General features: G+C 74.2%; 21 protein-coding genes. 15 read left to right on the plus strand and 6 right to left on the minus strand.

All coding sequences use genetic code 11. The features are described 5' to 3' along the window. Window positions 1-63: 63 nt before the first annotated feature. The 5 genes from ACL02R_RS04450 to ACL02R_RS04470 all read left to right on the plus strand — a co-directional run bounded on the left by ACL02R_RS04450 (window position 64) and on the right by ACL02R_RS04470 (window position 5,105). The gene (locus ACL02R_RS04450; RefSeq protein ID WP_412795515.1) at window positions 64-1,080 is read left to right on the plus strand and encodes a LacI family DNA-binding transcriptional regulator; all 1,017 of its coding nucleotides are present in this window, start codon (window positions 64-66) and stop codon (window positions 1,078-1,080) included. A 119-nt stretch (window positions 1,081-1,199) separates the two neighbouring features. Further along, on the plus strand, window positions 1,200-1,808 hold the full coding sequence (locus tag ACL02R_RS04455) for a Uma2 family endonuclease (protein WP_412795516.1): 609 nt from the start codon (window positions 1,200-1,202) through the stop codon (window positions 1,806-1,808). Between the two features lie 63 nt (window positions 1,809-1,871). Beyond that, a complete protein-coding gene (locus ACL02R_RS04460; RefSeq protein ID WP_412795517.1) occupies window positions 1,872-2,870 on the plus strand; it encodes a S1C family serine protease in 999 nt (332 codons plus the stop codon). 40 nt (window positions 2,871-2,910) lie between these two features. Next, the gene (locus tag ACL02R_RS04465; RefSeq protein ID WP_412795518.1) at window positions 2,911-3,624 is read left to right on the plus strand and encodes a response regulator transcription factor; all 714 of its coding nucleotides are present in this window, start codon (window positions 2,911-2,913) and stop codon (window positions 3,622-3,624) included. Further along, a complete protein-coding gene (locus ACL02R_RS04470; protein ID WP_412795519.1) occupies window positions 3,621-5,105 on the plus strand; it encodes an ATP-binding protein in 1,485 nt (494 codons plus the stop codon). The genes ACL02R_RS04465 and ACL02R_RS04470 overlap by 4 nt, the downstream gene beginning before the upstream one ends. Before the next feature lie 48 nt (window positions 5,106-5,153). Here ACL02R_RS04470 and ACL02R_RS04475 read toward each other — a convergent pair whose 3' ends face one another. Beyond that, on the minus strand, window positions 5,154-6,239 hold the full coding sequence (locus tag ACL02R_RS04475; RefSeq protein WP_412795520.1) for a hypothetical protein: 1,086 nt from the start codon (window positions 6,237-6,239) through the stop codon (window positions 5,154-5,156). 394 nt (window positions 6,240-6,633) lie between these two features. Here ACL02R_RS04475 and ACL02R_RS04480 point away from each other — a divergent pair, with 394 nt between their 5' ends. Next, window positions 6,634-8,595, plus strand: a complete 1,962-nt coding sequence (locus ACL02R_RS04480; RefSeq protein WP_412795521.1) for a glycosyltransferase — start codon at window positions 6,634-6,636, stop codon at window positions 8,593-8,595. Here the strand turns inward: ACL02R_RS04480 and soxR are convergent. After that, window positions 8,549-9,148 carry a redox-sensitive transcriptional activator SoxR gene (gene soxR / locus ACL02R_RS04485; protein ID WP_412795522.1) on the minus strand — a complete coding sequence of 200 codons (600 nt, stop codon included), beginning with the start codon at window positions 9,146-9,148 and terminating at the stop codon, window positions 8,549-8,551. The genes ACL02R_RS04480 and soxR overlap by 47 nt on opposite strands. 94 nt (window positions 9,149-9,242) lie before the next feature. Here soxR and ACL02R_RS04490 point away from each other — a divergent pair, with 94 nt between their 5' ends. Further along, window positions 9,243-10,082, plus strand: coding sequence for a metallophosphoesterase family protein (locus tag ACL02R_RS04490; RefSeq protein ID WP_412795523.1), 840 nt, complete (start codon window positions 9,243-9,245; stop codon window positions 10,080-10,082). Further along, window positions 10,079-10,756, plus strand: a complete 678-nt coding sequence (locus ACL02R_RS04495; protein ID WP_412795524.1) for a 4'-phosphopantetheinyl transferase family protein — start codon at window positions 10,079-10,081, stop codon at window positions 10,754-10,756. Before ACL02R_RS04490 ends, ACL02R_RS04495 begins: the two co-directional genes overlap by 4 nt. 81 nt (window positions 10,757-10,837) lie before the next feature. On the opposite strand, the gene ACL02R_RS04500 is transcribed toward ACL02R_RS04495, so the two are convergent. Continuing rightward, entirely contained in the window at window positions 10,838-12,646 is a 1,809-nt protein-coding gene (locus ACL02R_RS04500; protein WP_412795525.1) for a bifunctional metallophosphatase/5'-nucleotidase, read from the minus strand. A gap of 165 nt (window positions 12,647-12,811) precedes the next feature. Here ACL02R_RS04500 and mshD point away from each other — a divergent pair, with 165 nt between their 5' ends. The 3 genes from mshD to ACL02R_RS04515 are packed head-to-tail and all read left to right on the plus strand — an operon-like array spanning window position 12,812 to window position 16,447. Beyond that, complete coding sequence (mshD, locus tag ACL02R_RS04505; RefSeq protein WP_412795526.1) at window positions 12,812-13,720, plus strand: mycothiol synthase; 909 nt, start codon at window positions 12,812-12,814, stop codon at window positions 13,718-13,720. Further along, the gene (locus ACL02R_RS04510) at window positions 13,717-16,017 is read left to right on the plus strand and encodes an RNA degradosome polyphosphate kinase (protein ID WP_412795704.1); all 2,301 of its coding nucleotides are present in this window, start codon (window positions 13,717-13,719) and stop codon (window positions 16,015-16,017) included. Before mshD ends, ACL02R_RS04510 begins: the two co-directional genes overlap by 4 nt. After that, window positions 16,001-16,447, plus strand: coding sequence for an NUDIX hydrolase (locus tag ACL02R_RS04515; RefSeq protein WP_412795527.1), 447 nt, complete (start codon window positions 16,001-16,003; stop codon window positions 16,445-16,447). The genes ACL02R_RS04510 and ACL02R_RS04515 overlap by 17 nt, the downstream gene beginning before the upstream one ends. Here ACL02R_RS04515 and ACL02R_RS04520 read toward each other — a convergent pair. Then, complete coding sequence (locus ACL02R_RS04520) at window positions 16,425-17,222, minus strand: class I SAM-dependent methyltransferase (RefSeq protein ID WP_412795528.1); 798 nt, start codon at window positions 17,220-17,222, stop codon at window positions 16,425-16,427. The two genes, ACL02R_RS04515 and ACL02R_RS04520, sit on opposite strands and share 23 nt — an antisense overlap. A gap of 87 nt (window positions 17,223-17,309) precedes the next feature. Here ACL02R_RS04520 and mshA point away from each other — a divergent pair, with 87 nt between their 5' ends. From mshA to ACL02R_RS04535, 3 genes are read left to right on the plus strand one after another with little or no spacing between them, the layout of a single operon-like run. Then, a complete protein-coding gene (gene mshA / locus ACL02R_RS04525; RefSeq protein WP_412795529.1) occupies window positions 17,310-18,626 on the plus strand; it encodes a D-inositol-3-phosphate glycosyltransferase in 1,317 nt (438 codons plus the stop codon). 14 nt (window positions 18,627-18,640) lie between these two features. Beyond that, on the plus strand, window positions 18,641-19,141 hold the full coding sequence (locus tag ACL02R_RS04530; RefSeq protein WP_412795530.1) for a YbjN domain-containing protein: 501 nt from the start codon (window positions 18,641-18,643) through the stop codon (window positions 19,139-19,141). A gap of 47 nt (window positions 19,142-19,188) precedes the next feature. Next, the gene (locus ACL02R_RS04535) at window positions 19,189-19,953 is read left to right on the plus strand and encodes a phosphoglyceromutase (RefSeq protein ID WP_398848181.1); all 765 of its coding nucleotides are present in this window, start codon (window positions 19,189-19,191) and stop codon (window positions 19,951-19,953) included. Window positions 19,954-20,007: 54 nt separating this feature from the next. On the opposite strand, the gene ACL02R_RS04540 is transcribed toward ACL02R_RS04535, so the two are convergent. Then, entirely contained in the window at window positions 20,008-20,760 is a 753-nt protein-coding gene (locus ACL02R_RS04540; protein WP_412795705.1) for a Fic family protein, read from the minus strand. A gap of 33 nt (window positions 20,761-20,793) precedes the next feature. Next, window positions 20,794-21,048, minus strand: coding sequence for a hypothetical protein (locus ACL02R_RS04545; protein ID WP_412795531.1), 255 nt, complete (start codon window positions 21,046-21,048; stop codon window positions 20,794-20,796). A 176-nt stretch (window positions 21,049-21,224) separates the two neighbouring features. On the opposite strand from ACL02R_RS04545, the gene ACL02R_RS04550 reads away from it, so the two are divergent. Further along, the gene (locus ACL02R_RS04550) at window positions 21,225-22,544 is read left to right on the plus strand and encodes a histidine kinase (RefSeq protein WP_412795532.1); all 1,320 of its coding nucleotides are present in this window, start codon (window positions 21,225-21,227) and stop codon (window positions 22,542-22,544) included. The last annotated feature ends 207 nt before the right edge of the window (window positions 22,545-22,751 follow it).

A 22,751-nucleotide genomic window follows, 5' to 3' on the forward strand; every position in this document is an offset into this window, starting at 1 on the left:
GCCGGGTGTCCGGTGGCCGGACCCCGTATCGGGGTGGGCCGCTCCGCGCGTAGACTGCCGACCGTGGCCAAAGTGACGCGGGACGACGTGGCGCGGCTGGCGGGGACTTCGACCGCTGTCGTGAGCTATGTCATCAACAACGGTCCGCGGCCGGTGGCCGCAGCCACCCGGGAACGGGTGCTCGCCGCCATCAAGGAACTGGGCTACCGCCCGGACCGTGTCGCGCAGGCGATGGCCTCGCAGCGCACGGACCTCATAGGGCTGATCGTGCCGGACGCCAGGCAGCCGTACTTCGCCGAGATGGCGCACGCGGTGGAGCAGGCGGCGGCCGAGCGCGGGAAGATGGTCCTCGTCGGCAACTCGGACTACCGCGACGAACGCGAGGTCCACTACCTGCGGGCGTTCCTCGGGATGCGGGTGTCCGGGCTGGTGCTGATCAGCTCCGGGCTGAGCGAGCACGCCGCCGAGGAGATCGACGCCTGGGACGCGCGGGTCGTGCTGCTGCACCGGCGGCCGGACGCGATCGACGACGTCGCGGTGGTGCTGGACGACATCGGGGGCGCGCAGCGGCTTGTCCGGCACCTGCTGGCCGACCACGGCCGCCCGTATGTCGCGTGCCTGGGCGGCATGGACTCCACGCCCGAGTCGGGCGACCCGGTGACCGACCACATCACCGGCTGGCGGCAGGCGATGGCCGAGGCGGGGCTCGACACGGAGGGCAGGCTCTTCCTGTCGCCGTACGACCGGTACGGGGCGTACCGGGTCGCGCTCGACCTGCTGGCGGGGCCCGACCGGCCCCCGGCGATCTTCTGCGCGACGGACGACCAGGCGATCGGTGTCCTGCGGGCGGCGCGTGAGCTGCGCATCGACGTGCCGGGGGAGCTGGCGGTGGCCGGGTTCGACGATGTGAAGGAGGCGGCGCTCACCGACCCGCCGCTGACGACGGTTGCGTCGGACCGCGAGGCGATGGCGCGGGCGGCGCTCGACCTGGCGATCGGCGACGCGGACGAGGCCCCGGGTGACCGGGTGCGGCAGTTCCCGGTGGCACTGACGCTCCGGCGCTCCTGCGGCTGCGAGTGACACCCGCGGTCGCCTCCCCAGGGCGGGAACACTCGTTCGAGTGAAAAGGTCCCGCTAGCCTTGGATGTCCGGTCTGCCGCATGCTGAAGTGGGTGTCGAAGTTGTCGGAGGAGACCGCCATGAGTGTAGCTACCGTCCAGCAGCAAGGCAGTGACTGCAGCTGGGACGATCTTGTCAGGGGTTGGGCAGAGCTCGACGCCCCCGAGGGTTTCAAGGCGGAGATCATCGAGGGGATCATCGCTTTGTCGCCACCACCGTCGGCGCCGCATAACCACATCGCCTCGGAGCTGCATGGGCAGCTGTTCACGATGCTCGCTCGTGAGTGGGGGATCTACCAGACGCTCGGCGTGGCAGCTCCGCCACGCGACGGTCTGTTCGTCCCCGATCTCGTGGTGGCGCCCAAGGCCATCGTGAGAACGGCAGGGCTCCATGTCCCGGCCGATGTGGTCGAGCTGGTCGTGGAGGTCACCTCGCCCAGCAGCCTGCGGCACGACCGGGTGGCCAAGCCCGCCGGATACGCGGCGGCTGGTGTGCCGCTCTACCTGCTGGTGGACCCCTTCCGCGACGGCGGTCCGCTGGTGACGCTCTACGGGGAGCCGGTGGGGGACACATACGAAACGCTCGCCTCCGTGAAGTTCGGCGAGACGGTCTCCCTGCCCGAGCCGCTCGGGGTGGAACTGGAGACCGTGGACTTCGCCGTCCCGCCCGGGGGGCGCCAGGGGGCGTGATCCCCAGCGACTTCTGAGGCGGCACTCAGATTGCTCTCATCTTCGCGGCGCACAGTCGAAGACATGAGCGATCAGGAGCACGTTCACCAGCACGTCCACCAGCCGGTACCCCTCTACCCGCCGGTGCCGGGGCACGAGCCCGCCGTCGCGGGCGGGCAGCACCGGGCGAAGCGGCGCGGGCGGGCGGGCGGGCCCGTCGCGCTCGTCGCGGCGGTCGCCCTCGCGGCCGCCGCCGTGGGCGGCGGCACCGCCGCCCTGCTGGACGGGTCCGGCGGCTCCGGCGCGGCGTCGGGCAGCGTGGCCGGGACCTCGGTCGCGCGGGGGACCGACGGCACCGTCGCCTCCGTCGCCGCCGCCGTCAGCCCCAGCGTGGTCGAGATCTCCACCGGCAGCGCCACCGGCTCCGGGGTGATCCTCTCCGCGGACGGCCAGATCCTCACCAACAACCATGTGATCTCCGGGGCCACCGGCGGTTCCGGCGTCCAGGTCACCTTCAGCGACGGCTCCACCGCGACCGCCACGGTCAGCGGCACCGATCCGGACAACGACCTCGCGCTCGTCAAGGCACAGGGCGTCAGCGGCCTCCCCGCCGCGACGCTCGGCGACTCGGACAGCGTGGCGGTGGGCGACCAGGTCGTCGCCATCGGATCGCCCGAAGGGCTCACCGGCACCGTCACCAGCGGCATCGTCTCCGCGCTCCACCGCGACGTGACCGTGCCCCGCGAGGACGGCGCAGGCCAGGGCGGCGGTCAGCGCGGCGGGCAGGAGCAGTGGCCGTTCGCCTTCGGCGGCGGCCAGTACAACGGGGACGTCGGCCAGGCCACCACCACCTACCAGGCCATCCAGACCGACGCCTCGCTCAACCCGGGGAACTCCGGCGGCGCCCTCGTCAACGGCGCGGGCGAGGTCATCGGCATCAACTCGGCCATGTACAGCACCGCCCAGGACGCGGGCAGCGCCGGACTCGGCTTCGCCATCCCGTCCAACACCGCGAAGGCCGCCCTCGCCGACCTCGGTTTCCACGGCGGCACCGGCGGCACCGGATCGGGCGGCCAGGCGTGAGACCCGGGACCGGGGCGTCCGCCGATGCGAGACTTGGCCCGTGACCGACGGTTCCCGCGTGCTGATCGTGGACGACGAGCCCGCCGTGCGGGAGGCGCTGCGGCGCAGCCTCGCCTTCGAGGGCTACACGACCGAGACCGCCGTGGACGGCATGGACGCCCTGGCGAAACGGGAGGCGTTCGACCCGGACGCCATCGTGCTCGACGTGCTGATGCCCCGCATGGACGGGCTGACCGCCGCACGCCGGCTGCGTGCGGCGGGCGACCGCGTCCCCGTCCTGATGCTGACCGCCCGCGACACGGTCGGGGACCGCGTCACCGGCCTCGACGCGGGCGCGGACGACTACCTGGTCAAGCCGTTCGAGCTGGACGAGCTGCTGGCCAGGCTGCGCGCCCTGCTGCGCCGCGGCGCCTACGCGGACGGCGGTGCCGCTGGGCCGCCCGGCGCGCCGCCCCCCGGGCAGCTCGCGTTCGCGGACCTGCGGATGGACCCGGTGACCCGCGAGGTCACCCGCGGCGACCGCAGGATGGAGCTGACCAGGACGGAGTACACCCTGCTCGAACTCTTCCTCGCCCATCCGCGCCAGGTCCTCACCCGCGAGCAGATCCTCCACGTGGTCTGGGGCTTCGACTACGAGCCGTCGTCCAACTCCCTCGACGTCTACATGATGTACCTGCGCCGCAAGACCGAGGCGGGCGGCGAGCCGCGCGTCCTGCACACCGTCCGGGGCGTCGGCTACGTCCTGCGCGCGTGAGGGGCCGGGTGCGGGCGCCGTCGCTCAGGGCCCTGCCGCTGCGGTCACGGCTCGCCCTGCTGACGGCGCTGGCCGTGGCGCTGGCGGTGGCCGTGTGCGCGACGGTGGCGTGGTTCCTCGTCCGTGACCAGCTGCGTTCGTCCCTCGACGACACGCTGCGCGACAACCGCGCCGACCCGGCCGACATCATCCGCCGCGTCAACGCGGGCGACTGCTGGAAGCGCGTCGGCGAGGTGCCGGACGACCGGCGGCTGCCGTCGTTCGGCAACGTCCTCCAGGTCACCTTCGCCAACGGGGACAGCTGCATCCTCGACGGGCAGGCCACCGTGGACGTCTCGGACGCGGACGTCGCCGTCGCGAACCGGCAGCGCGTCGAGACGCTGCACGACGCGACGGGCTCGGACGGTCGCTCCTACCGTGTGCTCACCTACTCGCTGGACACTCCCATGACGTCGGGGCGCGGCGCCGCCGCCACCGTCGCCCGGCCGCTGAGCGAGGTGAACGACCCGCTGCGGTCGCTCGTCGTGGTCCTGGCGCTGGTCGCGGCCGGGGGCGCGGTGGGCGCGGCGGGCATCGGCGTCGTCCTGGCGCGCGCCGGGCTGCGGCCGGTGGACCGGCTGACCGGCGCGGTGGAGCACATCGCCCGCACCGAGGACCTGAACGTCCGCATCCCGGCGGACGGGGACGACGAGATCGCCCGGCTGTCCCGTTCGTTCAACTCCATGACCGCGGCGCTCGCCGCGTCCCGCGACCTCCAGCAGCAGCTCATCGCGGACGCGGGGCACGAGCTGCGCACCCCGCTCACCTCGCTGCGGACCAACATCGAGCTGCTCGTCCGCAGCGAGGAGACCGGGCGGCCGATCCCCGAGCCGGACCGGCGGCAGCTCCTCGCGTCCGTCACCGCCCAGCTCGGGGAGCTCGGCGTGCTGATCGGCGACCTCCAGGAGCTGTCCCGGCCCGAACGCGCGGCGGGCGCGGCGCGGCCGGACGTGATCGGCCTGCACGACGTCGTGCGGCGGGCCGTCTCCCGCGCCCGGCTGCGCGCCCACGGCATGACGCTGACGGCCGACCTCGACCCCTGGTACGTGCGGGCGGAACCGGCGGTCCTCGAACGGGCGGTGGTCAACCTGCTCGACAACGCGGTCAAGTTCGGCGCCGTCACGGAGGACGGCGAGCGCGCGGTGCGCGTCACGCTGCACGACGGCGTGCTGCGCATCCGCGACCACGGGCCCGGTATCCCGCCCGACGAACTGCCGCATGTCTTCGAACGGTTCTGGCGGGCGCCCGGGGCGCGGGCGCTCCCGGGGTCGGGGCTCGGGCTGTCGATCGTGGCGCGTGCCGTGCGGGAGAGCGGCGGGGCCGTGGACCTGCGGCCCGCGGAGGGCGGCGGGACGGAGGCCGTCCTCACCCTCCCCGGCGCCGCCTCCCCGCCCCCCGCGCCGCCCCCGGCCCCGCCGCCTCCGGCGCTGCCCCCCGCCTGACGCGGCACCGTACGCGCCGGGCGAGGGGCGGCGGTCACGAGCCGGTGGTCAGCCCGCCGGGTGGTTGGCTATGACGACCGGTGTCCGCGCTCCTTCCGCGAATCCGATGAAGCCACCCGCCAGCACGGTGTCCGTGCGGGGGTCGGTCGCCAGGTCGTACACGCTCATCCCGTACGGGTTGTCCACCGCGGGGAGGGCGGCACGCTGCCATACGCCGTCGCGCAGACGCAGGAACTCGTTGTACACACCCACCCAGAGCGTGCCGTCCGCGTACGCCACGCCGTGCACGTACTCACCGGTGACGCCGGTGTCCTCGTGCCGCCACGCCGTGCCGTCCCAGCGCAGGTATCCGTCCGATGTGGAGGTGCCGAAGACGTACAGCTCGTCCGGGGAGACGGCCGCCCCCTGGTGGACGAACCCGTCCCAGCCGGCGGGTATCGCGGCGGCCGTCCACCGGCTGCCGTTCCAGTGGTAGGCGAGCGTGTCGAAGCTGTCCGGGTCGTCGCCCAGCGCCCAGAAGTCGTTCCCCGAGGTGCCGACGACCATCTCGGTCTCCAGCGGCGGCATGGCGACGGTCTCCCAGGCCGTGCCGTCGAAGTGCACGGCCTCGCCGGTGATCGACACGAAGCCCCAGATGTCGTCGTCCGCGAACGCCCGCAGGGTGTCCACGGAGTACCGCGTGCCCGCGGCGGCGCCGGACCAGGACGTGCCGTCCCAGTGCCAGCGGTACGGCGTTTCCTGCCGGTCGAACACGGTCACGTCCGTGCAGGACACGCCTCCCACGGAGGCGATGCTGCGGCCGCGTGTCTCCGGGATCGGCGGGGTGGCGATCGTGCGGAACCCCGTCCCGTCCCAGCAGCGGAGCGGCTTCTCCTCGGCCGCGAAGAGCACGTCGCCCGACACGGTCGGCTCGGTGTACTCGTAGCCGAACTCCCCCTGGGACGTCACGTTGTCGGCGACCTCCCAGACATCGGACCGCAGCCCGGCCCCGGCGTCGGCCGTGGCGGGCGTGCCCTGGCCTGCCAGGAGGACCCCGGCGACGGACGCGGCGGCCCACAGGGCCCCTCTCCCCGGCGCTCCTCTCCTCGGTGCCGCTGTCCTCGTCGTCGTTCCCCTCGGCGTCATCTTCCTCACACCATCTCCTCTTCGGATCGGTCTCTCGGATCGGTTTCGGAAAGCGGACAGGTGTTGCGCGCGGTGGGCGGGCGCACGGACACCACCCCGTGCGGGCACGCGGAACGCAACCGTTCGCCATAGCGCGCGGTCGTCAACGAACCCGCAGGTGAAGGCCGTTGAGAGCGCCGTTCCACCGACACGCAAAAGCTAACAGGGGGGTCTGACAATCCATCGGGAACGGCCACCGGCCACCGCCCGCGGCCTCCGCTCCCGGCGGCCGCGTCAGCATCCCGTCAAGACCCCGGTACCGGACTTGACCCGCCCACGCGCCATGCCCGACCGTGGCTGTGCCCTGCCTGGGCGCCGTACCCGCGGCGTCCGGCCCGCAGCGGTACGGCACGAGTGAAACCCCGTGAGAATCGCCTTCCTGATCCACGACCTGAACGGCCCCGGCACCGCCGACCGCGCCACCGCCGACCTCGCGTCCGCGCTCGGCGCCACGCACGACGTCGAGCTGGCCGCCGTCCGCGACAGCGCCGCCACCCCCGCCCGGCACCCCCGGGCCCGCCCCACCCCCGGCGTCACGCTCGGCCCGGTCATCGACTCACGCCAGCGCGTCGCCGCCTACCTGCGCCGCACGGACGCCGACGTCGTCATCGCCACCCGCCCCACCCTCGTGCGCTGGCTCGCCGAGTACGGCCAGGACCGGTACGTCCGCATCGGCCGGCGCAGCCCCGAGCCGCACACCCGGCTGCCCGGCACGGTCCTCGCCGGGCTCGACGCGTTCGCCGCCGGCTCGGACGCGGACGCCGCCCGCCACCGCGCCGCGCTCCCCCCGGGCGCGGCCACCCGCGTCGTCGCCATCCCAGGACCCGCGCCCGCCGTCACCGTGGGCCCGGCGGCGGGCGACTCCCGCACGATCGTCGCCGCGGGCCGCCTCATCCCCGTCGGCCGCCACGAGCTGCTCATCGACGCCTTCGCCGCCCTCGCGCCCCGGCGCCCCGACTGGAACCTGCGCATCTACGGCCAGGGCCGCCTCGCCGACCGCCTCCGCCGCCGCATCGACGACCTCGGCCTGTACAACCGCGTCCGCCTCATGGGGGCCCTGCCGCCGATGGAGCGCATGGAGACCGAGTGGATCAAGGGCGCGATCGCCGCCGTCACGGCGAGCGGCGAACCGTTCGACCGCACCCTCCTCGAAGCCATGAGCTGCGGCCTCCCCGTCGTCTCCACCGACTGCCCGTTCGGCTCCGCCGGGTTCGTCACCCACGGCACGGACGGCCTGCTGGTGCCCCGGGACGGTGGCAGCGAGGGGTACGCCGACGCCCTCCTGCGCCTGATCGACTCCCCGGCCGACCGCCGCCGCATGGGCGCCGCCGCCCTGCGTACCGCCGCCGCGCACGGCCCCGCGCACGCCGCGGAACGCCTGGCCGACCTGGCCGCCACCCTGCGCCGCTCCCGCTCCCGCCGTCCCCGCCGCCCGCGCCTCCTCGTCGAGCTGCTGCACCTGCGCCCCGCGCCGCCCGCCCCCGCCGCCCCCGACGGCCGCCCCCGTGCCAGCGCCCGCTGCACCGTGACGCCCGACGGCTCGCTCACCGTCACGCTCGCGCCGGACACCCTGCCGCCCACCGGGCAGGCCGACTTCGTCGCCCAGCGCCGCGAGGACCCGGAGGGACACCGCATCCGCGTGCCCATCCGCCGCCTCCCCGGCGGCACCGGCGTGGGGATCACGCTCGACCGCGCCGCCCGCGTCCTGCCCGAAGGCCGCTGGGACTGCTACGTCGAGCCCCGCGACGAGGGACTGCGCCGCCGTATCGCCGCCGACACCATCGACGCCGCCGCCCTCGTCACCCTCGCCCCCACCGAGAACGAGCACGGCGTCTCCTGCTGGCTGCCCTACACCACCGCCGACGGCGACCTGACGCTGCGCACCTGGCTGCGCCGCGCGCACGCCGAGGTGGAACGGGTCACCGTCGCCGACGGCGCCGCGACCGTCACCGCCGTGCTCCTCGGCCCCGGCGCCCGGCGCTGCCCCGTACGGGAGGCCGAGGCCGTCGCCATCGCCCGCTCCGGCGACGGCGGCGACCTGCGCATGCCGCTGCGCGCGCTGCCCGACGGGCGCGTCGCGTTCACGTTCCCCTACGCCGACGCGCTGGCCCGCCGGACCGCCGCCGCCCGCCAGGACGTCTGGGACCTGAAACTGCGCTTCGCCACCTCAGGGCGCGGCCTGGTCCCCGTGGGCCGGATCGGCGGCGACACGATCGACCTGGCGCGCACCGACGCGTTCCCCGCCGTCGCGCTGGGGGACACGCGGCTGCGCCCGTTCTTCACCGCGCAGCACGGCCTCGCGATCGCAGCGGACGCCGTGCGCTGAGGGTCTCCTGCTGCGGCAGCGCGCAGGGGTCGCCCTCCCCTTCGTCCGCGCTGCCCAGATCCGCCATGCAGCTCTCACTGCCCGCGCCGTCCCCGTCATCCATGCCGCCGAGCAGCCGCACGGGGCCGCACGCGCCCTGCGCGCCGAGCACGTCGTACGGGTTGGCCAGCATGCAGCTCTCCAGCGACAGGCAGCCGCAGCCGATGCAGTCGGTCAGGCTGTCGCGCAGCCGCGTCATCTGGGCGATCCGCGCGTCCAGGTCCTCGCGCCAGTACGCGGACACGCGCGCCCAGTCCTCGTTGTTGGGCGTGCGGCCCTCGGGGAGGCGGTCGAGGGCGTAGCGGATGGCGCTCAGCGGCATGCCGACGTTCTGCGAGACGCGGATGAACGCCACGCGGCGCAGCATGTCGCGCGGGTAGCGGCGCTGGTTGCCCGAGGTGCGGCGGCTGGAGATGAGGCCCTGCTCCTCGTAGAACCGCAGCGCGGACGGCGCGACGCCGCTGCGCTGCGCCAGTTGGCCGATGGTCAGCTCTTTCACGATGGTGCCGGTCACCCGGTCATCGTAACGACCGACCTCAAGCGTGCTTCAAGGTCGCGCTGGGTACGGTGACCCCGACGGGGGCGGGGTGCGGCGGAGGGGGAGAACGATGGGCCGGCTGCTGGCCATCAGCGACCTGCATGTGCGCTACGGCGAGAACCGCGCCGTCACCGACCGCCTGCGGCCCTCGGCCGACGACGACTGGCTGCTCGTCGCGGGCGACGTCGGCGAGCTGTGGGACGACGTCGAGTGGGCGCTCACCACCTTCGCGGACCGCTTCGCGAAGGTCGTCTGGGCGCCCGGCAACCACGAGCTGTGGACCCTTCCCGACGACCCCGTGCGGCTCACCGGCGTGGCGCGCTACGAGGCGCTGGTCGCGCTGTGCCGGCGGCTCGGCGTCGTCACGCCCGAGGACCCGTACCCGCTGTGGGAGGGCGAGGGCGGGCCCGCCGTGGTCGTGCCGCTGTTCACGCTGTACGACTACACGTTCCGCCCCGCCGGGACGTACGACAAGGCGACCGCGCTCGCCGCCGCGGAGGCCGCGGGCGTCGTCTGCACCGACGAGTACCACCTGCACCACGACCCGTACCCCAGCCGCGACGCGTGGTCCAGCGCCCGCGTCGCCGCCACCGCCGCACGGCTCGCCGCCGAACTGCCCGACGGCGTCCCGACCGTCCTCATGGGCCACTGGCCCCTGGTCCGCGAACCCACCCGCATCCTGCGCTACCCCGAATTCGCCCTCTGGTGCGGCACCGACGCCACCGCCGACTGGCCCCGCCGCTTCCACGCCGCGACCGTCGTCTACGGGCACCTGCACATCCCCCGCCTCCTCCACCACGACGGCGTCCCCCACCAGGAGGTCTCCCTCGGCTATCCCCGCGAGTGGCAGCCGCGGCCCACCCCGCCGCGCCTGCTGGTCCCCGTCCTCCCGGCGGCGGTCGCGCCGTGACGGGCGCCGGCGGCGGGCCGCTCGCCCGGCTGCTCGGCGCGCCCGTCGAGACGGAGGAGGCGTTCACCGACCTGCCAGGCCCCGGCGGCCTCTTCCCCGAGGAGGCCGCGCACATCGCCCGCGCGGTACCCGTCCGGCGCGCCGAGTTCGCGACCGTGCGGCATTGCGCCCGTACGGCCCTGGCCCGCCTCGGCGCCCCCCGCGTGCCCCTGCTGCCCGGTGACCGCGGGGCCCCCGGCTGGCCGCCCGGCTTCCTCGGCAGCATGACCCACTGCACGGGCTACCGCGCCGCCGCCGTCGCCCGCGCCGACGCGCTGGCCTCCCTGGGCATCGACGCCGAGCCGGACGAGCCGCTGCCCGATCCCGGCATCCTGCGCATGATCTCCCTGCCGGGCGAACGCGCCCAGCTCGCCGCACTCACCGCCGAGCTGCCGCACGTGAGCTGGGAACGGCTGCTGTTCTCGGCCAAGGAGAGCGTCTACAAGACGTGGTTCCCCGTCACCGGGCGCTGGCTCGGCTTCGAGGAGGCCGAGGTCACGCTGCGTCCCGACCGCCCGGACGGCGGCACGTTCACGGCGCGCCTGCTGCCCGCCGACAGCCCGTTCCGCACGCTGTCCGGCCGTTTCGTGGCCGAAAAGGGCCTGCTGGTGACCGCGATCGCGCTGCCTCTGTGACCCCGCGCGCGACCCCCGCGTACACGCGAAGGCGCCGCGCCCCCCACGCCGTACGGGGGAACGCGGCGCCGCCTTCCAGGCTCAGCCGCCGACGACCGTGATCCGGTCCGCCGCGGGCGCGGCCAGCGGGCTGTCCGCCGTCGAACGGGCCGTCAGGTAGTCCCGCAGGGCCGCCATGTCGTCCGCGCCCACGACCGGGTTCCCGCCCTCGGCCAGCGTCGCGAAGCCGTCGCCGCCACCGGCGAGGAACGAGTTCACCGCCACCCGGTACGTCGCCCCGAGGTCCAGCGGCTCCCCGCCGACCGTCACCGAGTCCGCCACGATCCGGTCCGCCCCGGACGCCGACAGGTCCAGCGTGTACGCCAGACCGTCCGACGGCTGGAGGTACTTGGGCGCCGCCTCGTTCCCGCCCGTCACCTGCTCGCGCAGCACGCCCAGCAGCTGCTCGCCCGTCAGGTCCAGCAGGTTCACGGTGTTGGAGAACGGCTGGACGGTGAAGCCCTCCCCGTACGTCACGACGCCGTCGCCCTCGCTGCCCGACGCCGCGTACACCAGGTCGGCACGCACACCGCCCGGGTTCATCAGCGCCAGGTCGGTGCCCGGGTCGATCGACCGCGCGTGCGCCAGCTGCGCGTCCGCGATCAGGTCGCCGAGCGGGAACTCGGGTGTCCCCGCGCCCCGGCCGGCGATGTCCTCGGAGATCCAGCCGATCGGCGCGTTCGCGACCGGCGCGGCCAGCGCGTTCCACTCGCCGATCAGCCGCGTCAGCCGCGGGTCGCGCCGCTGCTCGCGGTCCACGACGCGGTTCGTGCCCTCGACGGAGGCGCGCACGATGTCGCGCGTCCGCAGGTCGTACTCCATGGTCAGCTCGGTGAACAGCCGCCCGTTGGACGCCGCCGACGTCACCAGCCGGTCGCGGCCCGCCGGGTCCGGGATCGTACAGACGTACGGCTGGTGCGTGTGGCCGGTGACCAGCGCGTCCACGCCCGCGTCCGTGCGCTCCGCTATGTCCACGATCGGGCCCGACAGGCCGCCGTCCGCGCCGTCGCAGTCGTGGTTGTACGCCGCCGTCGCCGGATAGCCGCCCTCGTGGACCAGCGCCACCACCGCGTTCACGCCCCGCTGCCGCAGCTCGCGCGTGTACCGGTTGATGGTCTCGACCTCGTCGCGGAACTCCAGGCCCTCGATGCCCGCCTGGGTCACGATGCCGGCCGTGCCCTCCAGCGTCACGCCGATGAAGCCGACCTCGATCCCGCCGACGCGCTCGATCGTGTACGGGGCGAGGATCGGCCGTCCCGTGTCCTCACGCACCACGTTGGCCGCGAGGTAGGGGAAGTCCGAGCCCTCGAACTCGCGGCCCTCCGCGTAGCAGCCGTCCACCGGGTGGCAGCCGCCGTCCTGGAGCCGCGTCAGCTCCGCCCAGCCCTCGTCGAACTCGTGGTTGCCGACGCCCGCGACGTCGAGGTCCAGCTCGTTCAGCGCCTCGATCGTCGGCTCGTCGTGGAACAGCCCGGACAGCAGCGGCGACGCGCCGACCAGGTCGCCCGCCGCGACCGTCAGCGACCTGGCCTCGCCGCGCCGCGCGGTGCGCAGCCCGGTCGCCAGGTACTCGACGCCGCCCGCCGTCAGCGTCTCGGTGGTGCCGTCCGGGTGTTCGTGCGTCAGCTGCCCGTTGGAGCCGGTGGGGGGCTCCAGGGCGCCGTGCAGGTCGTTGAGGGCGAGCAGTTGGAGATCGACGGTCCGGCCGTGGCCGTGGCCGTGACCGCCGCCGTGACCGCCGTGGCCGCGGCCCGGCGCCGCCTGCGCGGCCGGCAGGGCGACGGCGAGCGCCCCGGCGACCGCGAGCACCGCCGCCCCCGCCGTCCGCCGGAAAGTACGTGTTGCCTGCATGTGGGGTGAGTCCCTTTCGGGTCGGGCAAGCTGAGCGTCTGACATACCCATCCGCCCGGCACCCTAGTGGCTACGCGCGTAGCCCCACAGACCCCCCGGGATGACGGCGGCGTAACGGGTCGGCGAAGCCGGGGGACGCGCCGCGCCCCGATTACAGTCGTCCCCATGAGTGACGTCGTGGTGCAGGACCGGGTGACGGACGCGGAACGGGACGAGGCGCTGGCGCTCATCGAGGCGGCCGCCGGACGGGACGGGCAGAGCGCCGTCTCCGAGCAGGGCAGGCTGCTCCTGCGCGGCGGCCCGCGCGCGGGCGTGCTCCACCTCCTCCTGCGCGCGGACGACGGCACCCTGGTGGGCTACGCGCAGCTCGACGGCCGGGACGTGGTCGAGCCGCCGACCGGCGAGCTGGTCGTCCACCCCGCCCACCGGGGCAGGCGGTACGGGCGCGCGCTCGGCGCCGCCCTCCTCGCCGAGTCGGGCAACCGGCTGCGCGTCTGGGCGCACGGCGGCCACGCGGCGGCCCGTCACCTGGCCCAGTCGCTCCGGCTGACGCCGTTCCGCGAACTGCGCCAGCTCCGCCGCCCCCTGGGCGGCCTCGGCTCGGCGCCCGTGGACCTGCCGCCCGGCGTGCGCGTCCGCACCTTCCGCCCCGGCCGCGACGACGCCGCCTGGCTCGCGGTGAACGCCGCCGCCTTCGCCCACCACCCCGAGCAGGGCGCCCTCACCCAGGCCGACCTGGACGCGCGGACCGCCGAACCGTGGTTCGACGCCGGCGGCTTCTTCCTCGCCGTCCCCGACGACGACGAGGACCGCGTCCTCGGCTTCCACTGGACGAAGGTGCACGAGGCGGAGCGCCTCGGCGAGGTCTACGTCGTCGGCGTCTCGCCCGACGCGCAGGGCAAGGGCCTCGGCCGCGCCCTCACCATGGCCGGCCTGCGCCACCTGGCCGCCGACCGCGCGCTGCCCACGGCGATGCTGTACGTGGACGCGGACAACGCGGCGGCCGTGCGGGTCTACGAGAGCCTCGGCTTCCGCACGTTCGAGACCGACCTGATGTACCGCACCGAGCACTGACGCGGGCACCGGCGGCGCGTCCCGCCGCCCGCGCGCCCGGCGCGCGACCGCCCGCGGACGGCGCTGTTCATCCTGTTCACCTCTCCGACGTGCCCCGTTGGCCCGGACGGCGCGAGAATGGACGCATGACCAAGGGAGCAACCGTCCGCCCGGACACCCCCGCACTGCCCCAGCCGGTGTCGCCGGACGGCCGCACCGCGTCGCCCGCCTCGTCCGGGGGCGACGGCGGTGAGCTGCCCCCGGACCGCTTCCTCGACCGCGAGCGCAGCTGGCTCGCCTTCAACGAGCGGGTACTCGAACTCGCCGAGGACCCGGAGACGCCGCTCCTGGAACGCGTCAACTTCCTGTCCATCTTCGCCGGCAACCTCGACGAGTTCTTCATGGTCCGCGTCGCGGGCCTCAAGCGCCGCATCGCGACCGGCGTCGCGACGCGCTCCCTCACCGGCCTGCCGCCCCGCGCCGTCATCGGCACGATCTGGACCCTCGCCCGCGACCAGCTCGCCCGGGAGGCCGCCGTCTTCCGCCAGGAGGTCGCGCCGCAGCTGGCGGCCGAGGGCATCCACCTCCTGCGCTGGCCGGACCTGGACGAGGAGGAGCAGACGCGCCTCTTCTCGTTCTTCCGGAAGCGGATCTTCCCGGTCCTCACGCCGCTCGCCGTCGACCCGGCGCACCCGTTCCCCTACATATCCGGGCTCTCGCTCAACCTCGCCGTGATGGTCCGCAACCCCGCGAGCGGACACAAGCACTTCGCCCGCGTGAAGGTCCCGCCGCTGCTGACCCGCTTCATGGAGGCGTCGCCGCAGCGGTACGTGCCGGTCGAGGACGTCATCGCCGCGCACCTCGAAGAGCTGTTCCCCGGCATGGAGGTCCTGGCGCACCACGTCTTCCGCGTGACGCGCAACGAGGACCTCGAAGTCGAGGAGGACGACGCCGAGAACCTCCTCCAGGCCCTGGAGAAGGAGCTGCTGCGCCGCCGCTTCGGCCCGCCGGTCCGCCTGGAGGTCGAGGAGTCCATCGACCAGGAGGTCCTGGACGTCCTGATCCGCGAGCTGAAGATCAGCCGCGAGGAGGTGTACGCGCTCCCCGGCCCGCTCGACCTGACAGGGCTGCGCGCGATCGCCGCCCTCGACAGGCCGGAGCTGAAGTACCCCAAGTTCGTCGCCCGCACCCACCGTGACCTGGCCGAGGTCGAGTCCGCGTCGGCGCCCGACATCTTCGCCGCCCTTCGCGAACGCGACGTCCTGCTGCACCACCCGTACGACTCGTTCTCCACGTCCGTCCAGGCGTTCCTCGAACAGGCCGCCGCCGACCCCGACGTCCTCGCCATCAAGCAGACGCTCTACCGCACCTCGGGCGACTCGCCGATCGTGGACGCCCTGATCGACGCGGCCGAGTCCGGCAAGCAGGTCCTCGTCCTCGTCGAGATCAAGGCGCGCTTCGACGAACACGCCAACATCAAGTGGGCCCGCAAGCTGGAGGAGGCCGGCTGCCACGTCGTGTACGGCCTCGTCGGCCTGAAGACGCACTGCAAGCTGTCCCTCGTCGTCCGCCAGGAGGGCGACGGCCTGCGCCGCTACGCGCACGTCGGCACCGGCAACTACCACCCCAAGACCGCCCGCGTGTACGAGGACCTCGGCCTGCTGACCGCCGACCCCGAGGTCGGCGCCGACCTGTCCGACCTGTTCAACCGCCTCTCCGGCTACTCGCGCCGCGAGAACTACCGCCGCCTCCTCGTCGCGCCCCGCTCCCTCCGCGACGGCCTGGTCACCCGCATCCGCCGCGAGATCGACCACCAGCGCGCCGGCCGCCCGGCCGCCATCCGCATCAAGGTCAACTCCATCGTGGACGAGGCGGTCATCGACGCCCTCTACCGCGCCTCGCAGGCGGGCGTCCCCGTGGACGTGTGGGTGCGCGGCATCTGCGCGCTGCGCCCCGGGGTGCCGGGCCTGTCCGAGAACATCCGCGTCCGCAGCGTCCTCGGCCGCTTCCTCGAACACTCCCGCGTCTACGCCTTCGCCGCCGGGGGTGACAACGAGGTGTGGCTCGGCAGCGCCGACCTGATGCACCGCAACCTGGACCGCCGCATCGAGGTCATCGTCCGCGTCACCGACCCCGGCCACCGCGCCACCCTCGGCCGCCTCCTGGCCACCGGCATGTCGGACGGCTCCGAGTCCTGGCACCTCGACGCCGAGGGCGACTGGACGCGCCACGCGCACGACGCCGACGGCCGCCGCCTCGTCAACGTCCAGGAGGCCCTGATCGACGTGCGGAGGAAGCGCCGTGCCGCCGGCGACTGACCCGGGCCCCGGCCGGGAGCCGCAGCCGATACGCGCGGCGGGCTGCGTCCTGTGGCGCAGGGCGGCCGGCGGCGGCATAGAGGTCGCGCTCGTCCACCGCCCCAAGTACGACGACTGGTCGCACCCCAAGGGCAAGCTGGACGACGGCGAGCCCCACGCCGCCGCGGCCGTCCGCGAGGTCCGCGAGGAGACGGGCATGGACTGCGTCCTCGGCCGCCCCCTGCCCGCCGCCCGCTACCTGACGGAGGGCGGCCGCTCCAAGGTGGTGCGCTACTGGACGGCCGAGGCCGTCCGCGGCCGCTTCGAGCCGAACGACGAGGTGGACGCCGTCGTCTGGCTCGCCCCGCCCGAGGCGCGCGTCCGCCTCACCGGCGAGCCGGACCGTACGCTCCTCGACGAGGCCCTGGTCACGCTGCCGCCGGTCCGCTGAGCGGCGCCAGGGCCGCCCACGCCACTGTCACCTCGCCCTGCCGCCACCGCCCCGGGCCGTCGAGCACCGGCCAGTCGCCCGCCAGCGTGCCCACGGCGCGCAGCCACCGCTGCCGCGCCCCCAGCGGCGCGTACGGCGCGGCGGCGGCCCAGGCGCGGTCGAAGGCGCGCAGGAACGCGTGCACCGGCTCGCCCGGCACGTTCCGGTGGATCAGCGCCTTGGGGAGACGCTCGGCCAGGTCGGACGGCGTGCCCAGCGAGCCGAGGCGCGCGGCGAACGTCACACTGCGCGGCCCCTCCGCGCCGAGCGCCACCCACACGTGCCGCCGCCCGATCTCGTCGCACGTCCCCTCGACCAGCAGCCCGCCAGGCGCCAGCCGCCCGCACAGCCGCGCCCACACGGCGGGCACGCCGTCCTCCGGGTACTGCCGCAGGACGTTCGCCGCCCGGATCAGCAGCGGCCGTTCCCCGCCCGGCAGCGGCACCTCGAAACCGCCGCGGACGAACGCGAGCCCGTCCCGCGCGTACGGCAGCGCCGCCGCCACCCGCTCCGGGTCGATCTCCACACCCGTCACCCGCACGTCACCCCGCACGCGCCGCAGCCGCTCCAGCAGCTCGACGGCAGTCCACGGCGCGGCCCCGTACCCCAGGTCCACGGCCCGCGGGGGAACGGGGGCGCGGCGCAGCGCCGGCCCGTGCGCGGCGGCGATCCAGCGGTCCATGCGGCGCAGGCGGTTGGGCCCCGTCGTCCCCCTGGTCACGTTCCCCTCCGGCATGCGCGTGAGCGTAGCCCCCGCGCCCGGCGGGCACCTGCGGTGGACGGGAGCGCGGCCCGCCGGGCGGGGTGGGCACAATGGAGTGCGGTGCCCCCGGCTGACTGGTCGCACCCGCCGAGGAAGGGAAGAGCCGTGCCACAGGTCCGCCGCGTCGCGATGCTGAGCGTGCACACCTCGCCGCTGCACCAGCCGGGAACGGGGGACGCCGGGGGGATGAACGTCTACATCGTCGAGCTGTCGCGGCAGCTCGCGCGGCTCGGCGTCGAGGTGGAGATCTTCACGCGCGCGACGGCCGGGGACCTGCCGCCGTCGGTCGAGCTGGAGCCGGGCGTGCTCGTGCGGCACGTGGACGCGGGGCCGTACGCGGGCCTCAGCAAGGAGGAGCTGCCCGCGCAGCTGTGCGCGTTCACGCACGGCCTGATGCGCATCTGGGCCGGCCGCAGGCCCGACCACTTCGACCTCGTCCACTCGCACTACTGGCTGTCCGGGCACGTCGGCTGGCTGGCGGCCGAGCGGTGGGGCGTGCCCCTCGTGCACCAGATGCACACCATGGCCAAGGTGAAGAACGCCGCCCTCGCCACCGGCGACAGCCCCGAACCGGCCGCGCGGGTCATCGGCGAGACGCAGATCGTCCGCGCCGCCGACCGGCTGATCGCCAACACCGCCGAGGAGGCCGCCGACCTCATCCGCCACTACGACGCCGACCCGCTGCGCACCCTCGTCGTCCACCCCGGCGTCAACCTCGACCGCTTCCGCCCGGCGGACGGCCGCCGCGCCGCGCGCGCACGCCTCGGCCTGCCGCAGGACGCGCTGGTGCCGTTGTTCGCCGGGCGCATCCAGCCGCTGAAGGCGCCCGACATCCTGCTGTACGCCGTGCGGCACCTGCTGGACGAGGACCCGTCGCTGCACGAACGGCTGGTCGTCCCCGTCGTGGGCGGCCCGTCCGGCTCGGGGCTCGCCAGGCCGGAGCGCCTTCAGAAGCTCGCCGCCCGTCTCGGCCTCACCGACCTGGTGCGCTTCCGCCCGCCGGTGACGCAGGAGGCCCTGGCCGACTGGTACCGGGCGGCGAGCGTGCTGGTCATGCCGTCGTACAGCGAGTCGTTCGGCCTGGCGGCGGCGGAGGCGCAGGCGTGCGGCACCCCGGTCGTCGCGGCGGCGGTCGGCGGCCTGCCGGTCGTCGTGCGGGACCGCGCGACGGGCTTCCTCGTGGCGGGCCACGACCCGGCCGCGTACGCGCGGGCGCTGCGCCGCTTCGTGGACGAGCCGCACCTGACCGAACGCCTCGGCGCGGCGGCGCGCGAGCACGCCCGCGGCTTCGGCTGGGACGCGACGGCCGCCGACACCCGCACCGTCTACCAGACGGCCCACGAGTCACACCGCTTCACCCACCCGGCCACCGGCTGACTAGCATCGGGGCCATGTCCGCACCCGATGCCGAATCCGCGCGGGCCGTCGAAGAGGCGCTGGACGCGTGCGGTGCGCCGTGGGAGAGCCCGGCCGCCGGGCACTACGTGGTCTCCCTCCCCGGCACCCGCAAGCTGTCCACCACCTGCTCCCTCGTCCTCGGCCGCCACACGCTGTCCGTCAACGCCTTCGTCATCCGCCGCCCGGACGAGAACCACGATGCCGTCCACCGCTGGCTGCTCGAACGGAACACGCGGCTGTACGGCGTCGCGTACGCGATCGACCGGCACGGCGACGTCTACCTCGCCGGCCGCCTCCCGCTGTCCGCCGTCACCCCCGCCGAGATCGACCGTGTCCTGGGCACCGTGCTGGAGAACGCGGACGGCGCGTTCAACACCCTGCTCGAACTCGGCTTCGCGACCGCGATCAGGAAGGAGTACGCCTGGCGCGTCGCGCGGGGCGAGTCCACCCGCAACCTGGACGCGTTCGCGCACCTCACACGCCCTGCCGGATGACGGGGTCGCTCCGCCGCCCGCCCGCCGCGCCGTCTACCCTCGGCACCATGGCCGACTCACCGTACAAGCTGATCCTCCTCCGCCACGGCGAGAGCGAGTGGAACGCGAAGAACCTCTTCACCGGCTGGGTGGACGTCAATCTGAACGACAAGGGCGAGAAGGAGGCGGTCCGCGGCGGTGAGCTGCTGAAGGACGCGGGCCTGCTCCCCGACGTCCTCCACACATCCCTCCTCAAGCGGGCCATCCGCACCGCCAACATCGCCCTCGACGCCGCCGACCGCGCCTGGGTTCCGGTCCGCCGCTCGTGGCGGCTGAACGAGCGCCACTACGGCGCGCTCCAGGGCAAGGACAAGGCGGCGACGCTCGCCGAGTTCGGCGAGGAGCAGTTCATGCAGTGGCGCCGCTCCTACGACACGCCCCCGCCGGTGCTGGAGGACGGCGCCGAGTGGTCGCAGAGCGACGACCCGCGCTACGCCGCGATCCCCAGCGAGGTCCGCCCGCGCACCGAGTGCCTGAAGGACGTCGTCATCCGCATGCTGCCGTACTGGTACGACGGCATCGTCCCCGACCTGAACGCGGGCCGCACCGTCCTGGTCACCGCCCACGGCAACAGCCTGCGCGCCCTCGTGAAGCACCTCGACCACGTCTCGGACGACGCCATCGTCGGCCTCAACATCCCGACCGGCATCCCCCTGCTCTACGAGCTGGACGCCGACTACCGCCCCCTGACCCCCGGCGGCCGCTACCTCGACCCCGACGCCGCCAAGGCCGCCATCGAGGCCGTCAAGAACCAGGGCAAGGGCAAGAAGTAGCGCACCTCTCGGGCTGCGCCCTCTGTCGGCGGCTTTCCGTCGGCAGAGGCGTGGTCACGGTGCGTGGCCGACGGAGGACCGTGACCGCTCGCCGACGCTCCCCTGTCCGCGCTGGTACTTCGATTGTTCGTACTGCTCCAGCCACTTCCTGCTGCTGCGCCACGACCCGTCTCCCGCCTTGACGGCTCTCAGCCTGCCGCGGTTCGCGGCGACCCGGAGGGCGTTCTCGGAGATCCTCTCGGTCGCCAGCGCCGCCAGCGGTACGAGTTTCACCGGTCCCGCGGCGGCGGGCAGGACGAAGCGGTAGAGGTTCGTCGTCACGCTCCGCGCGATCAGTTCCGCGAGGGGGCCGTCCTCCCCCTTGCCGGCGCGCTGCATCGCCCGCAGGTACTTGTCCCGGTCCCGCTTGTAGATGATGGCCGGTGGGTAGCCCATGCGGCCGAGGAGCAGGTTCAGCACCAGCCGTCCCGTCCTGCCGTTGCCGTCGGGGAACGGGTGGATCTGTGCGAATCGGTTGTGCAGGCGGGCCAGCTTCTCGGGTACGGAGACCTCACCGTCCTGCCGGCGCAGCCTCTCCGCGTTTGTCACCCAGTCGTGGAGGAGGTGATCGACCTCGGTCCACGGGGGAGGCCGCATGCCTCCGCCGAAGGCGGCGATCTCGTGGCGGCGGAAGTTGCCCGGGTTTTCGGAGCCGGAGGCGTCCGGGTGAGGCTCCACCGTCCAGACCGGCGTCATGAGGACGTGGTGGATGTTCCGCACCTCCTGGACCGTGACGATCGAACCGTCCGTCCAGTCGCCCGGTTCCAGGGCTTGGCCGTAGACCCACGTGGCGGCGTCGCCCTAGCCCCGCACCTCCATGTAGTCGCGGAGGGGTTTGGCACCCACGGCCTTGCCGTCCTCAAGGAGTCTCGCCACTTCGCGCAGCACCAGCGTGTTGCCCTGAAGCGCGGTGCTGTTGTGGGCTTCCTCGTGCCACAAGTCGGACCAGATGTCCTCGGCCTCGGCAGGCGTGGGCAGGCCGCCGAAGCGGTCCCGGAGCTCGCGTATGGCCTCGTCCATCGCCTGGTAGACGCTCGCCCGGGATGGCCTGCCCACTGTTCGCCTAACCGGACCGAACACATCCCAGAATTTGTTCGCCTCAGCGAGAAGAAACCGTTCCGAACAAATCTGCCGCGCCACCCTCCGGGGACGGGGGCGTTGTCGCTGGTCCGGGGGGTGCGGGTGCTGGAAATTCTGCCGTGTGCCGTCGCCGACCGCTTAGGCTCGACGGTATGACCGACACGCTGGCGCCCCGCGACTGGATGCTGCCCAGCGCGCTGCTGCACGACGGAGGTCACGTCCCGGGGCAGCACGTACGGCGCACGGGCCGTGACTGGCTCGTGGACTGCGCGCTGTTCGCGTGGGCCGTCGCCCTGTGGGTCCTCACGCTGTTCACGATGCCTGAGGTGGACTTCCTGCCGCACTGGCTCGTGGCCATGGACGCCCCGCTCGGTGCCCTGGCCTGTATCGCCCTGTGGTGGCGCCGCCGCTATCCGCTCGCCCTGGCGATCGCGCTGATACCCATCGCCGCCGTCTCGACCACTGTCTTCGGCGCGCTGGCCGTCGTCATCCTCAACCTGGGACTGCGCGTCCACCGCCGTACGGCCTGGGCCGTCCTGGCCGCGCACATCGCGCTGGGCCTGCCCTACAGCATCCTCACCGCGGGCGATCGCGCTCCCGACTGGACGACGATCTCCTTCATCCTCGCCTACTACCTCTTCTTCTACGCGTGGGGCGCCGCCGTCCGGGCCAAGCGGCAGCTCGTCACCCGCCTGCGGGCGGACGCCCAGCGCGAGCGCGCCGAGCACGCGCGCCACCTCGCCGACGTCCGCAGGGCCGAGCGCGAGGCCATCGCCCGCGAGATGCACGACGTCCTCGCCCACCGGATCTCGCTGCTGTCCGTCCACGCGGGGGCCCTCGCCTACCGCACGGACGCCAAACAGTCCGGCGCGGCCCCGCTGTCGGACGCGGAGATCAGCTCCAGCGCCCAGCTCATCCGCGACACCGCGCACCAGGCGCTCGAAGAGCTGCGCGACGTCCTCACCGTCCTGCGCGGCAGCGCTCAGGGCACCGAGGGCCCGCAGCCCGGCGTCGCCGACCTGCACGCCCTCGTCGCCGAGGCCGAACGCGCCGGGCAGCGCGTCACCGTCGTCCGCGACGACGACGCGGGCGCGGCGCGGCTGCGCGGCCCGGTGCAGCGCACGGTCTACCGCGTCGTGCAGGAGGGCCTGACCAACGCGCGCAAGCACGCGCCGGGCGCGCCCGTCACCGTCACCCTCTCCGGCGGCCGCGACCGCGGCCTGACCGTCGCCGTGCGCAACGGGCTCACCGGCCGCGGCGACCGCCCCATCCCCGGCGCCGGGGCGGGGCTGACGGGCCTGGAGGAACGGGTCGCGCTCGACGGCGGCACCCTGCGCCACGGCGCCTCGGCAGGAACGTTCACCCTCGTCGCCGAGCTGCCCTGGGCGGAGCCGGCCGCGCCCGCGCGCCCCGCGGACGCGCAGGACAGGGCCGGCTCCGCCACGGCTCAGCCGCAGTTGCCCCCGCACTGACATCCAGAGCCCGACTGGCACCCGCAGCCGCACCCCGACGCGCAGCCGCAGCCGCTCAGCAGCGGCAGCGGACGGCGGTCCTTCGGCGTGACGGGCGCGGGCACGGGGATCGGCGCGGGTGAGGCCGGTGACGCAGCCATGGGACCCTCCTCGGAAACGGACACGGCGGAAATGGACACGGCGGAGCGGCGGGACCGGAACGGGCCC

The sequence above is a fragment of the Streptomyces sp. MS19 genome, assembly GCF_047200595.1.
In the GTDB taxonomy this organism is placed as follows: domain Bacteria; phylum Actinomycetota; class Actinomycetes; order Streptomycetales; family Streptomycetaceae; genus Streptomyces.

Excerpts from the sequence above, each read along its gene's own strand:
- ACL02R_RS04455 (WP_412795516.1), top strand. The coding sequence starts at position 1,200 with ATGAGTGTAGCTACCGTCCAGCAGCAAGGCAGTGACTGCAGCTGGGAC.
- ACL02R_RS04460 (WP_412795517.1), top strand. The coding sequence starts at position 1,872 with ATGAGCGATCAGGAGCACGTTCACCAGCACGTCCACCAGCCGGTACCC.
- ACL02R_RS04490 (WP_412795523.1), top strand. The coding sequence starts at position 9,243 with ATGGGCCGGCTGCTGGCCATCAGCGACCTGCATGTGCGCTACGGCGAG.
- ACL02R_RS04500 (WP_412795525.1), bottom strand. The coding sequence starts at position 12,646 with ATGCAGGCAACACGTACTTTCCGGCGGACGGCGGGGGCGGCGGTGCTC.
- mshD (WP_412795526.1), top strand. The coding sequence starts at position 12,812 with ATGAGTGACGTCGTGGTGCAGGACCGGGTGACGGACGCGGAACGGGAC.
- ACL02R_RS04520 (WP_412795528.1), bottom strand. The coding sequence starts at position 17,222 with ATGCCGGAGGGGAACGTGACCAGGGGGACGACGGGGCCCAACCGCCTG.
- ACL02R_RS04530 (WP_412795530.1), top strand. The coding sequence starts at position 18,641 with ATGTCCGCACCCGATGCCGAATCCGCGCGGGCCGTCGAAGAGGCGCTG.
- ACL02R_RS04535 (WP_398848181.1), top strand. The coding sequence starts at position 19,189 with ATGGCCGACTCACCGTACAAGCTGATCCTCCTCCGCCACGGCGAGAGC.
- ACL02R_RS04550 (WP_412795532.1), top strand. The coding sequence starts at position 21,225 with ATGACCGACACGCTGGCGCCCCGCGACTGGATGCTGCCCAGCGCGCTG.